Origin of the sequence: Wolbachia endosymbiont (group A) of Eristalinus aeneus (assembly GCF_964026915.1) — a bacterium.
Classification (GTDB): domain Bacteria; phylum Pseudomonadota; class Alphaproteobacteria; order Rickettsiales; family Anaplasmataceae; genus Wolbachia; species Wolbachia pipientis.
Genome location: NZ_OZ034712.1, coordinates 301,132 through 316,560, shown reverse-complemented (window position 1 = coordinate 316,560; position 15,429 = coordinate 301,132). Strand labels below are relative to the sequence as shown.

General features: G+C 36.1%; 12 protein-coding genes and 1 tRNA gene. 10 read left to right on the top strand and 3 right to left on the bottom strand.

All coding sequences use genetic code 11. The annotated features are described in order from the left end of the window. Positions 1-479 precede the first annotated feature (479 nt). The 6 genes from dnaE to AAGD62_RS01605 all read left to right on the top strand — a co-directional run bounded on the left by dnaE (position 480) and on the right by AAGD62_RS01605 (position 7,059). Complete coding sequence (gene dnaE, locus AAGD62_RS01630; RefSeq protein WP_155969603.1) at positions 480-3,809, top strand: DNA polymerase III subunit alpha; 3,330 nt, start codon at positions 480-482, stop codon at positions 3,807-3,809. Positions 3,810-3,857: 48 nt separating this feature from the next. Continuing rightward, positions 3,858-4,631, top strand: coding sequence for a 30S ribosomal protein S6 (locus tag AAGD62_RS01625; RefSeq protein ID WP_155969085.1), 774 nt, complete (start codon positions 3,858-3,860; stop codon positions 4,629-4,631). After that, complete coding sequence (rpsR, locus tag AAGD62_RS01620) at positions 4,631-4,906, top strand: 30S ribosomal protein S18 (RefSeq protein WP_007548890.1); 276 nt, start codon at positions 4,631-4,633, stop codon at positions 4,904-4,906. Before AAGD62_RS01625 ends, rpsR begins: the two co-directional genes overlap by 1 nt. A gap of 7 nt (positions 4,907-4,913) precedes the next feature. Continuing rightward, positions 4,914-5,468, top strand: a complete 555-nt coding sequence (gene rplI / locus AAGD62_RS01615; RefSeq protein ID WP_007548891.1) for a 50S ribosomal protein L9 — start codon at positions 4,914-4,916, stop codon at positions 5,466-5,468. Between the two features lie 226 nt (positions 5,469-5,694). After that, the gene (gene purB, locus AAGD62_RS01610) at positions 5,695-6,987 is read left to right on the top strand and encodes an adenylosuccinate lyase (RefSeq protein ID WP_155969087.1); all 1,293 of its coding nucleotides are present in this window, start codon (positions 5,695-5,697) and stop codon (positions 6,985-6,987) included. Then, positions 6,987-7,059, top strand: a tRNA-Met gene (locus AAGD62_RS01605). Before purB ends, AAGD62_RS01605 begins: the two co-directional genes overlap by 1 nt. A gap of 170 nt (positions 7,060-7,229) precedes the next feature. Here the strand turns inward: AAGD62_RS01605 and AAGD62_RS01600 are convergent. Further along, positions 7,230-8,486 carry an iron-containing alcohol dehydrogenase gene (locus AAGD62_RS01600; protein ID WP_155969089.1) on the bottom strand — a complete coding sequence of 419 codons (1,257 nt, stop codon included), beginning with the start codon at positions 8,484-8,486 and terminating at the stop codon, positions 7,230-7,232. Positions 8,487-8,528: 42 nt separating this feature from the next. Between AAGD62_RS01600 and dapE the strand changes: the two genes are divergently transcribed. From dapE to AAGD62_RS01585, 3 genes are all read left to right on the top strand, one after another. Beyond that, complete coding sequence (gene dapE, locus AAGD62_RS01595) at positions 8,529-9,725, top strand: succinyl-diaminopimelate desuccinylase (protein WP_155969091.1); 1,197 nt, start codon at positions 8,529-8,531, stop codon at positions 9,723-9,725. Between the two features lie 145 nt (positions 9,726-9,870). Further along, positions 9,871-10,218: an IS630 transposase-related protein gene (locus AAGD62_RS01590; RefSeq protein WP_155968342.1), complete on the top strand. Its 348-nt coding sequence runs from the start codon at positions 9,871-9,873 to the stop codon at positions 10,216-10,218. 19 nt (positions 10,219-10,237) lie between these two features. Then, positions 10,238-10,729 (top strand): IS630 family transposase, encoded by a 492-nt coding sequence (locus AAGD62_RS01585; protein WP_155968340.1) that lies wholly within the window; start codon positions 10,238-10,240, stop codon positions 10,727-10,729. Between the two features lie 255 nt (positions 10,730-10,984). Here the strand turns inward: AAGD62_RS01585 and gltX are convergent, their stop codons facing one another. Next, positions 10,985-12,307: a glutamate--tRNA ligase gene (gltX, locus tag AAGD62_RS01580; RefSeq protein ID WP_155969083.1), complete on the bottom strand. Its 1,323-nt coding sequence runs from the start codon at positions 12,305-12,307 to the stop codon at positions 10,985-10,987. A 206-nt stretch (positions 12,308-12,513) separates the two neighbouring features. Here gltX and ligA point away from each other — a divergent pair, with 206 nt between their 5' ends. Continuing rightward, positions 12,514-14,502, top strand: a complete 1,989-nt coding sequence (gene ligA, locus AAGD62_RS01575) for an NAD-dependent DNA ligase LigA (protein ID WP_155969081.1) — start codon at positions 12,514-12,516, stop codon at positions 14,500-14,502. A 38-nt stretch (positions 14,503-14,540) separates the two neighbouring features. Here the strand turns inward: ligA and dapA are convergent, their stop codons facing one another. Beyond that, complete coding sequence (gene dapA / locus AAGD62_RS01570; RefSeq protein WP_155969079.1) at positions 14,541-15,422, bottom strand: 4-hydroxy-tetrahydrodipicolinate synthase; 882 nt, start codon at positions 15,420-15,422, stop codon at positions 14,541-14,543. Positions 15,423-15,429: the final 7 nt, after the last annotated feature.

Below are 15,429 nucleotides of genomic sequence, written 5' to 3'. Positions count from 1 at the left end.
ACTAAAATTTCAGATATTATAGCCTTTTACTTATTTCCGGACAACCTCTAACTTACGCTGCAAATGTTTAAGAAATTTACTAAGCAGAAAAAAAGACAAAGAATCCCCGAGTTAGCTAGTCTTTTACTATCTCTGTCGAGTATTGGCATTTTTTGATGTCTTGTAACGCTTTATAAGCGCGTTCAGCTTATTTAGATAAAAATCTAGATGTAGATGAAGTTTTGTAAAGACATACAATATCTATATACTGCAAAAAATTGAACATAAGACGCCGATACATTAAGTAATCCTTACCTTTTAATCTGCAGATTGGCGAAAGCAAATACAATAGCTTCACTATCATGATAAGGGAGCTGGCGGAGTTTGTCAAGTAAGTTTTTGTATTTTAATTTTAGAATTTTATAGGCTTTTGTTCTCATGAAAATTATGTTCTCATGAGTAAATTAATGTTATCCTTTTTTGTTGATCTAAAGTTTCTTATGTTCATACACTTACGTGTTCATAGTGTTTATTCGCTGCTTGAAAGCTCGGTTAAAATTGAGGAGCTGATCGGCCTTTGTTTGCGAAATAAAATGCCAGCGGTTGCAATTACTGATTCAGGTAACTTGTTTGGTTCACTTGAGTTTGCAGAATATGCAGCAAGTAGAGGAATACAGCTAATAATAGGATGCAATATTATAGTTAAACATTCAGAACAAAATTTACCTATATTATTGCTTGCAAAAAATGAGCAAGGGTACACTAATTTAGTCACTTTGGTGAGTGAGTCTTTTAGAAAGCGCAAGAATAATAGCGATATTCCTTACGTTGATTTTGATGAGCTATTAAATTTAAGTGTAGGTCTGATCGCTTTAACCGGTGGATGTTTGGCTCAACTATTGTTGGGGCAAGATAAAGAAACGGTTGAAAAACTGCTTTCAGCATTTAATGGTCATTTATATGTTGAATTGCAGCGTCATGGGCTGAATAAAGAGCTAGAGCTTGAAGAAGCTTTGATAGACTTTGCTTATCAGCGCAATATACCACTAGTTGCAACGAACGATGTGTTTTTTCCAAATAGGTCTGACTATGAGGCTTATGATATATTAACGTGTATATCGGAGGGGAGTTATGCCCTGGAGAATAACAGAAAGAAGTTAACTACCGAGCATTACTTCAAGTCTGTGGCAGAAATGGAGGAGCTGTTCAGCGACATTCCCGAAGCAATTCATAACACTTTAGTGATAGCTAAGCGGTGCTCTTACATGCCAAGAAGCAGGCAGCCTATTTTGCCTAAATTTCCTTGTCGAGAAAATAAAACTGAGAATGAAGAACTGAGGGAGCAGGCAGTTGCAGGATTAGAATTCCGTATTGCGAATGAGACAGACATAGACCTTAAACAATACTACGATCGGCTGAATTACGAACTGAGTGTGATAACTTCGATGAACTACGCTGGCTACTTTTTGATAGTTTCTGATTTCATTCGTTGGAGCAAAGCAAATGGCATTCCAGTTGGTCCAGGAAGAGGCTCTGGTGCAGGCTCAATTGTTGCTTGGGGCTTACAGATTACAGACCTTGATCCAATAAAGTTTGGCCTAATATTTGAAAGATTTTTGAATCCTGATCGTATATCGATGCCTGACTTTGATATTGATTTTTGCCAGGAAAAAAGAGACCTGGTTATTGATTATGTTCAGAAAAAGTACGGTTATGTTGCTCAAATAATCACTTTTGGAAAATTGCAGGCAAGGGCAGTATTGCGTGATGTTGGGAGGGTATTACAAATGCCTTACTCTCAAGTGGATAAAATATCTAAAATGGTTCCATTTAATCCAGTAAATCCTGTAACTTTATCGCAAGCGATAGAGTTTGATCAAAATCTGCAGAAAGAACGGGATAGTGATGAGGTAATTGCAAAGCTTCTTGATATATCTCTTAAGCTTGAAGGAATATATCGTCACGTTTCAACCCATGCTGCTGGAATTGTAATATGTGATCAAAAGTTGGAAAATTTTGTTCCTGTGTATTATGATCCAAATTCAGCTTTGCCAATCACTCAATACAGCATGAAATATGTGGAGAAAGCTGGGCTAATAAAATTTGATTTTCTTGGGCTTGGTACGCTAACGCTAATAGATCATGTGTGTCGTTTAATTAATCGTGATAGACAAAAGATCGATATTTCTTCAGTTCCTTTAGATGACCAAAAAACCTATGAGATGCTCTCAAGCGGTGATTCAATTGGAGTGTTCCAGCTTGAAAGTTCGGGAATGAGAGAAGCTTTAATTAAACTAAAACCGGACTGCATTGAGGACATCATCGCTTTAATCTCTCTTTATCGTCCAGGACCTATGGATAACATTCCAACTTATGTTGCAAGAAAACATGGACTTGAAAAGCCAGATTATATTCATCCATTACTTGAGGGAATATTAAAAGAAACGTTTGGGGTAATAATCTACCAAGAACAGGTGATGGAAATAGCGCGTATTCTCTCTGGATATAGTCTCGCAGAAGCAGATTTGCTAAGACGTGCCATGGGTAAGAAAATCAAGGAAGAGATGGATAAACAACGTGAACTTTTCATCCAAGGGGCAACGAAGAATGGCGTTGATTATGACAGGGCAAGTTATATTTTTGACCTTGTTGCAAAATTTGCTGGTTATGGGTTCAATAAATCTCATGCTGCAGCATATGCGGTTATATCTTATCAAACGGCTTACCTTAAAGCTAATTATCCATTAGAATTTTTTACAGCACTAATGAATCTGAATATTGATGATAGAGATAAACTGAATTTATTTTATCATGCAGCAAAGTTTAGTGGCGTTACCGTTCTTTCACCTGATATAAACAAGTCTCAAGCTGAATTCTCAATAGAGGATGAACGCATACGTTATGGTATTGCTGCCTTGAGGAATGTTGGTTTTTCTATAGCGGAAGGAATAGTGAACGTACGTTCAAGCGCTTGTAAGGACATATGGGAATTCATTCAAAATTCAGGTCATATAATAAATAAGAGAGCGCTAGAAAGCCTGATTAAATCCGGAGCATTCGATAGCGTGCATAAGAACAGAAAGCAGCTATATGAGTCAATGGACATGCTGATTTACTTTGCAAATAAAAACAAACAGGATAGAGAATCAAGTCAAGCTGCTTTGTTTGGTAGTCTTGATGTCCTCAAACCGAAACTTGAGAATGTGGAAGATTTTGATGAGGAGGAAAAATTAGAACATGAGTTATTTTCACTAGGATTTTATTTAACTAATCATCCACTTGAAAAATTTAGAACTCTTCTGGAAAAGTTAAATATTGGGTTTATCGGAGAAAATAGAACAGCAAAAACTGCTGGGGTAATATTAAATGCACGTATGAGAACTTCAGAGCGTGGAAGGTTTGTTATCCTTACACTTTCTGATCCCCATAACGTTTCTGAAATAGCATTCTATAATAATGAAATAATAGAAGAAAAAAGAGATTTATTTTCACCAGGAACATTTGTGATAATTGATCTTGAAGCTTCGGAAAATACGACAAGATTAGCAGGCAAGGATATATCTGAGTTTACAAAAAGAGTCACTTCTATAATAAAAGAATTAGTTCTCACCACTGAGTGCACGGATTCGCAAAAAGCCGCTATGGAATTAAACACAATATTGAAAGATGAAGGCAGAACCAAAATAATGCTAAAACTTCTTCTCGAAAAACATAAAGTGAGCATCTTATTACCAGGTGCATACTCAATTGCTCCTCAAGTTATTTATGAAATATCTAACTTAAGCTGGATTAAAGGCGTAGAAATTAATACAAATAACTTGCTTATATAAAAAAGCTTTATATAATGAAATATTTAATCGGTATTAAAGGAAGATATAGTGAATCTTTATGAATTTACTTTTATAGCACAACAAGGATTGTTACAGCAAGAAGTAGAGGAGATGGTCCAAGAGCTAGCTGTTTCATTGAAAAATATTAAAGCAGATGTTATGTTCCAGCAAATCAGGGATATTCTGAAAAAAGGAAATGACAAGCTTACAACACAAGAGTTAGAAGTGCGTGCTGAAAACATTAAAGAAGGTCTAGTTGCTTACTCTGATTTCTTGGAAGATCTTACAAAAATTTTATGGGTTGAATTGGAAGAAGATCTTTCAAATTTGAAAGAAGTGAAGTCAAAAATCGATAAAGAGTTGAAAGATGACCTAAAAGATTTAGGAATAATGCAAGATTTTACAAAATTTCTAGGAGGCAGTACTAAAAGTGCGTTTATCCATAACGCAGTAAATGCTTTGAAGAGAAATATTTCAGAACATCTAATAAAGATTTTTCAAGATATTTTGAAAGATTTTAGAATAAACGGTCCAACTCAATCGAGCAAAGCGTTGGAAATGCTTTTGAAAAACATTGAAGCATCAGGATTAATCAAGTATGAACATTGGGGTCTTTTGGATTTTGCATATCACAAAAATAAAATGAAGAGCGGTCATTATTGTATAATGTGCATAAGTTCTACTGCAAGCATTCTGGATGAATTTATGCGTAGAATGAAACTTAATGAGAACGTTATTCGCCACTTTCCTGTGCAGGTTGATAAAATTTTTGAAGGTAAATCTCATATGATGAATAAACAAATTGAGGAGCAAAGCGCATAATGATGAAAAGACGAAATAGTTTTAATAATTCTTACGTATCTGTAAATAATAGGACTGGCTTTAGGCGTTCTAAAGTTTGCCCTCTTGCTGCGTCTAAAGATGAAGACATAGATTATAAGAATATAGATTTATTATCCAAGTTTACCTCTGACTATGGTAGGATATTACCTAGAAGATTAACAGGCGTATGTGCAAAAAAACAAAGGAAGTTACGCTTAGCGATTATAAGGGCACGTTTTTTAGCTCTTATTCCTTACTGTACTAAAAAAGTTTAGGTAATTTATGTTGATAATTTTAAAGGAAAATATAAGGACTTTAGGTAAGCTTGGTGAAGTTGTCAAAGTTAAACCAGGTTATGCACGTAATTTTCTTTTTCCACAAAGAAAAGCGGTGAAAGCTACCAAGGAAAATTTAACAAAGCTAGAGGAGCAACGTTTATTACTGGAAGAAGAGAATATAAAAAGATTAAATGTAGCAAAAGAGCTTGCGTTGTCACTACATGATAAGTTTGTGGTATTAATAAAGCAAGCTTCAGAGGATGGTAAAATTTTTGGTTCTGTAACAACACGTGAAATTGCGAAAATTTTACTACAAGAAGGACATGTGATAGATCACCGTAGTTTATCTTTTGGTGGAATAAGCATCAAAAACTTGGGTGAATACCAAGTAAACGTAGAATTACATAGTGAAGTAGTAGTACCAATTACTATATACGTCGTGAAATCCGAAACAGATGCAAATGAGCTAAGGCAAGTAAAATTGCAAAATCAGAAATCTGAGCAACAAGAGGCAGAGCAAGATGCGAATAAAGAAGCTGCTGATGGTGATGATAGCTGATCCCTTGTTATAGCCGAAAAGAAATGTCTGCCATGGCTAAGCTGGTGTCATCCCAGTGCTCCCCTCCTGTCATCCCAGTGCGTGACACTGGGATCCAGTTTATTTCATCATGGACATTATTTTATGCTTCTAGAATCCGTTGTCCATTGAATAATTTGCAAATACTTTTATATCTGGATTCCAGTGTCACGCACTGGAATGACACCATTATTGGAATAAATCAAAAATGATTCCCCGCTATAGCAGAAAAGAAATGTCTTCCATTTGGGAGGAAAATAATAAATTTAATATATGGCTTAAAATAGAAAAATTAGCGTGTGAAGCTCAAGCAAAGTTAGGAGTGATTCCGAATAATATTGCTGAGAACCTCTCTGGTGCTATTGAATTTGATGTTGAATGTATCAACGAAATTGAATCCATTGTAAAACATGATGTTATAGCTTTTCTGACATATGTTGCTGAAAAAGCGGGAGTTGATGTTCGTTATCTCCACTATGGAATGACAAGTTCTGATGTTTTGGATACATGCCTTGCGGTGCAACTGAAAGAGTCCTGTGATATTTTGCTCGAGAATCTAAAAAATTTACTTGCAGCATTGAAAAAAAAAGCTGAGGACTATAAAGATATTGTTTGTGTTGGACGCAGTCACGGAATGCATGCAGAACCAACAACTCTTGGAATAAAATTTGCCAGATTTTATGCTGAATTTAAACGCAATTATCAGAGATTAATTAGCGCGCAAAAAGAAATCTCAATTTGTAAAATATCAGGTGCGGTAGGCAATTTTGCAAATGTTGATCCGTTTGTTGAAGAGTATGTAGCGAAAGAAATGGGACTCATACCTGAAACCATATCATCTCAAATCATTCCTCGTGATAGACATGCCATGTTCTTTTCAGTTTTGGGAGTGATTGCAAGCTCAATGGAAAATATTGCAATTGAAATTCGTCATTTGCAAAGAACTGAAATCGGCGAAATTTCTGAGCATTTTTCCACTGGGCAAAAGGGGAGTTCTGCTATGCCGCATAAGTGTAATCCTATTTTAAGTGAAAATTTAACTGGGCTCTCACGTTTAATACGCAGCTATGTGTTTCCTGCGTTAGAAAATGTTGCATTGTGGCACGAACGTGATATATCACACTCGTCTGTGGAAAGATGCATTGCTCCTGATGCTTGTATAACAATGGATTTTGCTTTAGTGCGATTAACAGATTTGATAGATAAATTGGTGATCAATAAGGAAAACATTGAAAAGAACTTAAATTCTTCAAAAGGTTTAGTTTTCTCACAGCGTGTATTGCTTGAGTTAGTAAATAGTGGTTTGGCGAGGGAAGAGGCGTATAAAATTGTTCAGAGCAATGCAATGAAAGTGAAACAAAACAACAGTGATTTTCTGGCCGAATTGAAACAAGATAAACTCTTACTTAAGGTTATTAACTCGGAAAAACTTGAATCTTTGTTTGATTTGAAATACTATACAAAACATGTAGGTCACATGTATAGCAAGGTTTTCAATTAGGCTGAGTAGCTCAGTTGGTAGAGCAGGAGGATCATAATCTCTTGGTCGGGGGTTCGAGTCCCTCCTCAGCCACTCGCACTAAACTATGTTTAGCAAGATAGTGCTATTGGTGAAACCCAGTGTCAACTACTTGGAGTGAGTTGTGTATCCACTCAGGTGAAGAGACAATGGATAAGAAATTGTGAAAAGGGTTTAGCTTTTGGCCTATGATCTCTTTAAATGACAGAATTTCACTACAAAACTTAACTTTCTTCTATGCAGTTAGCTAAGTCAAGAAAGGTGAATCTATCTCTTGTTGTAAACGCAAGATCGACCACTTTACAATATTGTTCTTTATTCCAACTGAGGTGCTCTGGTAAGTGTGGAATTGATAGATCTTCAAATATTTTTTGCAGGTGTTTTGCAGGTAGTAAATTTTGCTTAATTAAACTGGAAATATTATGCCATTCTTTACAAATAATCTCTTGGATTTTTTGCTGCATAATTTGCTTCTGTTCAAAAGTTCTTACAAATTCGATATTATCAAAGCACTGAGTTATATGTTTTACATCTAAAGTGGTCGGTTTGATAATCGGGTTTTGTATTGATAATATCTTTTCCTGCAAATTAGCCATGGTAATCGTCGTAACAGCAATTTTTTCGCCATGTAGTAAGGAATGATCTCTTGTTACCATTTCCATTGCGTGAGCTATCATATGCTCTCCTTGGCTTGCAGAATAGCTGCCTTTTGATATTACCATTCCAAGTCCTGAAATTAGTAGAACTTCCATAAGTAATAGGACCACTTTTCTACTTCTTTTAGTAAGCGCCGTATACTCTCTTAGCAAAATTTGCTCCAAATCGCGAACAAGTGTAAAAGGTAATTCATTGTATTCTGTGCCAAGCAACAAATGAGATAGTAGCCAGTCAGCCTGAACTGTTGAACGACAAATGAAATCTGCAAATCCGCTTAATGTGAGACGCAGTGGTGCATTGGCAAGTATGTCTATATCTATATATACTGCTCTTGGAAGATGTGCTTTGAACGATTTTTTATATCCATTTACTAATATTGAAGCATTTGCAGAGGTATATCCATTCATAGAAGCGGCTGTTGGGAACGATATATAATCTTTTTTCTCGAGGTAGCTTGCATATTTGCAGATATCGTTAACAGTGCCGCTACCAAATGCAACTATTAAGTCACTGTCTTTTGCTTTGTTTCTAACTAGATTTACGGTTTCAAGAGAGGCAGCTCTGCTTGGTGTCATTTCTCCACCTGGTGTCATTCCAGCGCGTGACACTGGAATGACAGGTGGGGCTGGAATAATTAAATGAGAAATTTTATTAAATACGTTTTTGTTTAAAAGTTTTGCTGTATTTTCATCTGCAACTAGAAAGATGTCATTTCCGTGTCGTGTGCATATTTCATAGATATCATCAGCAAGGTGGTAATCTGTTATTACTTCCCTTAGAAAAGTTTGTTCGGCTTGATGTAATATTTGTTTTAAATAGTGCATAGAGTGTTTACAATATAGCAATATAAGTATTTTAAGATTGACATGAAAATTGACCCTGTAGAGCTAACTAAGAAATTGATCTCTTTTGAGAGTATAACACCAAGGGACGGCGGGGCAATAGAGTATATAGCAACAATCTTCAAGAAGAGTGGCTTTGATTGTGAAATTTTAGAGTTTGGTGATAAAGTTAAAAATCTTTATGCGAAATATATAAATGGAGTACCAAATTTGTGCTTTGCTGGGCATGTTGATGTTGTACCACCGGGTCAGTTAAAAGATTGGGCATTTGGTCCATTTAATCCAGAAGTGAGGGATGGTATATTATATGGAAGAGGGGCGGCTGATATGAAAAGCGGAGTAGCTGCGTTTATTGCTGCTATGGTAAATTTGATTGCAGAGAAGTTTCAATTTAATGGTTCGATAAGTGCATTGATTACCAGTGCTGAAGAAAGCACGGAAGAATATGGAACAAAGGCAGTTTTGGAATGGATGAAAAGTAAGCAAAAAAAGGTGGATTTCTGTGTGGTTGCTGAACCAACCAGTAGTGAGAAATTAGGTGATACCATAAAAATAGGCAGAAGAGGTTCTGTAACATTTGAATTAATTTGCCATGGAAAACAAGGGCACGTTGCCTATCCAGACCTAGCAGATAATCCAATATATAAGGTAATATCGATATTGAGTAAGGTAAAAAATACTACTTTTGATCATGGTAATAAATATTTTCAGCCTTCACATTGCGAAGTTACTACTATCGATGTTGGAAATAATACTAGCAATCTAATACCTGGTTCAGCAACTACACGTTTTAACATTCGATATAACAATGAACAAACACCGGGTGGCTTATATAAGCTGATTGATGAAATATGCTCCAGTGTAACTAACGATTATAAACTTTCTGTGCATAGCAGCAGGGACGTTTTCCTCTCTACTCCCGATAGAAATACTGATATTATGCTTGATGCGATAAATAAAGTTACCAGTATTGATGCTGCGCTGAGCACAAGTGGTGGCACATCTGACGCTGCGTTTATCAAAGATGTTTGTCCAGTGATTGAATTTGGTATAATCAACAAAACCGCACATCAGATAAACGAATGCGTATTAGTAAACGATATACACAAGTTAACAGCTATATATAAGGAATTTATAGAAAATTATTTCAATCCCACTAATAAAATATTAAATCAGGTCAACGTGATTAGTAATATATCTAGTGGTCCATTGTTAGCTTAGATGTAATCAGATCTCTTGCATAACTGTTGTTTGAATAATAACTTGTATCATTCCAGCAAAATGTGTCAAGTAAGTTTTTTCGTTTCTATAGCTATAGTACTTCCCAAAGTAAATGATAAAGGTATAATAAGCTATTTGAGTTATAATGGCGTATAGTGTGGATTTAAGGGAAAGGGCAGTATCGATGATAGAAAAAGGGAAGTCAAAGGTTGAGGTGGCAGAGCTTTTGGAGATAGGAATAGCAACTCTGTACCGCTGGTTAAGAAAGAAAGCCGCTGGTGAAAGCCTAAGGCCATCGAAAAACGGCAGCTTTATTCGAAAAATAGACCCAAAAATACTCGAAGAATATGTTAAAAAGAATCCAGATCATACGCTGGCAGAGATGAAACAAAATCTTGGATTTGGAATAAATTCAATTTGGTATAGGCTGAAACAGCTAAGAATTACTTTAAAAAAAAGTTACACTATATCAAGAGCGCAATCAAGAAGATAGGCAGCGATTTACCGATAAAATCTCAAAAATAGACCATTCCAGCATCTTATATATAGATGAAGCAGGAGTTGATAATAGGTTATACCGAGAGTATGGACGTGCTCCAATAGGAAAGAAAATTTATGCAGATATTCCAGGAAGAAAACGAGAGAGAATCAGTATAATAGGCGGGTGGATTGGAAAGAGATTTATTGCACCAATGACTTTCAAAGGTGGGTGTGACAAAGAGGTATTCAATACATGGTTAGAGAAGATGTTATTACCTAAATTGCCACATGGTACTACAATAGTTATGGACAATGCCACATTCCATAAAACTCCCAAAACAAAGGAGTTAATAGATAATGCTAGATGCCGTTTGCTCTATCTACCAACATATTCACCAGATTTGAACCCTATAGAGCATTGTTGGAATACCATCAAAAGCCGCCTCAGACCTTTAATGCATAAATATACAGACTTACAACTTTTGGTTGGTAATACCATAATGGAAATTTATCATTCATTTTAGAAAATACTATAGTTGCAATTAAAAGCGGCTGAATCTCGCTTGTCAAGCGTTTAAAACATAAAAAACGCCAATATTTTAAAGCGGATAATAACCACGGGGCTTCTTTTGCCTTTTTTTTCATTTGGTAAATTTCTTAATGTTTATGGCTAAACGACAACCGTCATCCCGCTAGCGGGATCTCTTGTTAGCGGCTGAGATACCGCGAATGAATCGCGGTATGACGTAGGGATTGCATTAGCTATAATTCTTTAGTTTTCACTTTTCTTTTAACCTTGCAATGATATTTTCTTTGCCGATAAAAATTAATAATTTAGCGAGCTCTGGTCCTGTTTCTGTTCCTGTTAAAGCTGAACGCAACTGCGTAAATAGGTTTTTTGCCTTTATATCCACTGTTTGTCGAATAGTTTTGACCCATTCTGACAACGTGTTTTCATTACAATCACCTTGGGGCAATGCATTGAACGCAATTTTTATAAGCTCCTTATCAAGAATCACAGGCTCTATATCGGATTTGCATATTTTCCACCACTTGGCCACCTCAGAAAACCTTTCTATATTGTTCTTTATAAAATACCAAAACTCTGAGGAGTCCACTCCAATTTGATTTAAACGTTCTTGTATAATTTCAAATGGCATTTGTTGCAGCACTTTGCTATTTAGCTTGTATGCTTCACTCAAGCTAAATTGCGTACATGCTGAGCTAAATTTTTTAATGTCAAATGAATCAATCAAAGATTGCATACAGGCGCAAGCTTCAATTGGATTGGATGTTCCAAGCTTCACTAAATAACTAACTAGTGCCATCGGTTCAATTTCATCTTCTTTTATAGATTTAATGTCCAGCACGCCGGTTCGCTTGGATATTTTGCTATCATCAAAATGTAGCAGAGAAAGGTGAGCAAATGTAGGGATTTTCGCTTTTAATGCTTTAATCATTTGGATTTGCACTGCGGTATTAGTTACATGATCTTCCCCGCGTACAATATGAGTTACATTAAAGTCAACATCATCAGTAACAGAAGGTAACATGTATGTGTAAATTCCATCTTCTCTTTTTACCACAGGATCGCTGATGTGACTTGTTGCAATATTTATTTCACCTTTAACTTCATCATTCCATTTAACAACTTCATTTCTATCCAACTTAAATCTAAAATGTGGTCTTCTTCCTTCTTGCTCATAACTAATTTTCTCTTGCTCAGTTAGAAGTAACGCGCTTCTGTCATATACAGGGGGAAGTCCTTGTTTTAACTGCAATTTTCGTTTAATGTCTAACTCTTCTCTTGTTTCATAGCATGCATAAATATGCCCTTCTTTTATTAACTGCAAAAACACCTCATTGTAACGCTCAAAGCGCTCTGATTGCTTGAAATTTGCATCCCAATTGATACCAATCCATTTCAAATCTTGTATGATATCATTTATATATTTGACATCTGAACGCTGAAGGTCAGTATCATCAAAACGGAGTAAAAATTTTCCATTTTGATTGCGTGTGTACATCCAACAAACCAAGGCAGTTCGTACGTTTCCTACGTGGAGGTAGCCAGTTGGGCTTGGAGCGAATCTTGTTAGCATTTAAACAGCAATATTGTTTACTCTAATTTATTTTAATTTTATATAAATGTACGGCTAAAGCAAGCGAGATCTGCTAATACAATTGAGCAAAAGAAGAATAAGTATGGCTATAGCATTGTGGCACCTTTGATGTTTGAGACCATATGATGAATTCAAGAAAATTCATGGCTTGACGACAAAGGCTAATGTAGCATTATATTGGTATCATGACTAACTTAGAAAAGATGAGAGAAAAACTGCAAGATCAAATAAATTATCATAATGTTTTGTATCACCAAAAAAATAAGCCAGAAATAAGTGATGCTGAATATGATGAACTGAAGAAAAAGTTAGCTGAAATAGAGCCAGAAATTTATGCAACACAAGATAGTGTTGGTGCTCCACCTGATGAGAGGTTTTCTAAGGTGGAACATCAAGAACCTATGCTTTCCCTTGAGAATGCTTATGATGAACAAGGTGTAGAGAAATTTTTGTCTAAAATAAAGAGGTTTTTAATTGAGGACAAAATAGAGATATTATGTGAACCAAAAATTGATGGGTTGTCGTTTTCTGCAATTTATGAGGATGGAAGATTTGTTAAAGCTGCAACTCGAGGTGACGGTTTTGTAGGAGAAGATGTCACTCACAATGTTGCAACAATAAAAGGCTTTCCTAAGTTTTTGCAAGGTGTGCAAGGAAGACTAGAAGTAAGAGGTGAAATATACATCAGTAACAGCGACTTTTTAAAGTTAAATGAAAACGATGAATTTGCCAATCCTCGAAATGCAGCCGCTGGTTCTCTAAAGCAATTGGATGCAAACATTACAGCAAGCAGACCTCTTAGATATTTTGCTTATTCTTTGATTGGTGGAGCAGAGAAAAGTCAAAGTGAGGTACTAAATAAGCTTGAGGCACTTGGTTTTTGCGTAAATGAGCATCAGTCCTTAACGAGTAGTTTAGATGGAATGCTGAAGTTCTATAATGAAGTCTATAACTGTCGCTATAACTTGGATTATGATATTGATGGAATAGTCTATAAAGTAAATGATTTGGTACTACAAAATCGTCTAGGGAATACTCACAAAGCACCGCGCTCAGCACTTGCATACAAGTTTTCTGCGGTTTATGCAAAAACAAAGTTAAACAAGATATTTATACAGGTGGGCAGAACAGGGGTTTTAACTCCAGTTGCAGATTTAGTGCCAGTCAATGTTGGTGGGGTGCTAGTTAGTAGAGCAAGTCTGCATAACCAAGATGAGATAAAACGTAAAGACATAAGAGAGGGAGATATTGTAACAATCAAAAGGGCAGGGGATGTAATTCCCCAGATCGTTGAAGTAAGCAGAGATTCTCGTCTTCCAAATACACCTGAATTTGTGTTTCCTGAAGTATGCCCTGAATGTGGTAGTAAAGTACGTCAGGTTGAGGGAGAGGCTGCAGTAAGATGTCCTGAGGAATTTGCCTGTAAAGCTCAAATAATAGAAAAACTAAAGCATTTTGTATCGAAAGATGCATTTGACATTGTTGGCCTTGGTGATAAGCAGATAGAGTTTTTTTACGACCTTGGTCTGATAAAACAAATTCCCGATATTTTTACTTTAGAAGAAAGATTGGATGAATTTAATCTGGAAGAACAGTCTGGTTGGGGCAAGAAATCAATAGCTCATTTATTAAATGCTATACAAAGCAGAAGGGTAATAACTCTAGATAGGTTTATATTTTCTTTAGGTATTAGATTTATTGGTCAAGTTGCAGCAGAATTGCTTGCAGATTATTATGTTTCTTATAATAACTGGTATAATTCGATGATTGAACTGTCATCAGATAATACTGAGCTAGTCAGTATAGACGGCATAGGAAAAAAAGTGGCTGAATCTTTGGAATCATTTTTTTCTAAGGAACATAACATCAAAATGTTAAATGATCTTACTGCTTGTCTTCAAATTCTTCCTGTGAGCTCCAACTCTAGTAACTCTGTTTTAAATAATAAAATTATAGTGTTTACTGGTAAGCTACTTGCTATGAGTAGAGGAGAGGCAAAAGTAAGAGCCAAAACTCTAGGAGCAAAGGTCAGCTCACATCTTTCTGCTAAAACTGACTACCTAATTGCAGGAGAAAAACCAGGATCCAAATATAAAAAGGCAGTGGAATTAGGTGTAGAAATTTTAGATGAAGACCAGTGGCATAAAGTGATAAGTTTGGGAGTGTTCAAATGAAACTTGGATTGTATATTAAATCAAAGTTGCAAGACTATTTAGAGAGTAGCCAATTCTTTCCATCCAAGAATCATTTTATTGACTTGCCTCAATTTTTCAACAGAAGGCAAGTCTTCTGTGCTGAGTGGTAGGCGGACAGTTTGATGTTCTATGAGCCCAATATCATGCAAAAGTGCTTTAGTGGGTATTGGGTTGCTGGCAATAAATAACGCTTCGCAAGCCTGTTGCCAGATATCTGCCTGAGGGTTCCTGCCATTGAGGCACTTCTTAACATATTCATGCGCTATGCGTGGCCAAACATTGGCAGCAACGGAAACCAGGCCAGCCGCACCATAAGCGGCCATATCAGATATCATATTATCATCTCCGCAAAAGACCTCAATATTTGGTGCAACTTTCTTATACTGAGTTAAAGTATCAACAGTGCCACTTGAATCTTTGATAGCCCAAAATTTTTCGTGACTGGATAAGTTGCGTACAGTTTCAGCATGAAGACTCACTCCTGCTCTCGATGGAATATTGTAAAACATAGCCGGCACATGTGCTTTTTCAAGTAGCTTTTCAAACCATAAAGTCTGCCCCATAATTCCGGGCTTTGCATAAATGGGAGTTGTCATTAGATAGCCATGAATAGGCATACCCTTGCAAAAATCAAGCCATTCAAGAGTCTGATATAGATTCACTCCTGGTACGCCAATTATAATTTTCGTATTTAATTTTAGCTTACATACGAATTCAACTAATGTACGCTTTTCAGAATCAGTAAGCGATAGGCTCTCACCTGTGCTACCTAGCAACACTACGCCATTTTCAGCTTTAACTTGCATTGTCAGTAAACGCTGCAAACTGCTATAATCTATGCTATCTCCATTGCAATTAAAAGGAGTAATACAAGCAGTCCATAAAAATGTAGATTTCAATTTAAAT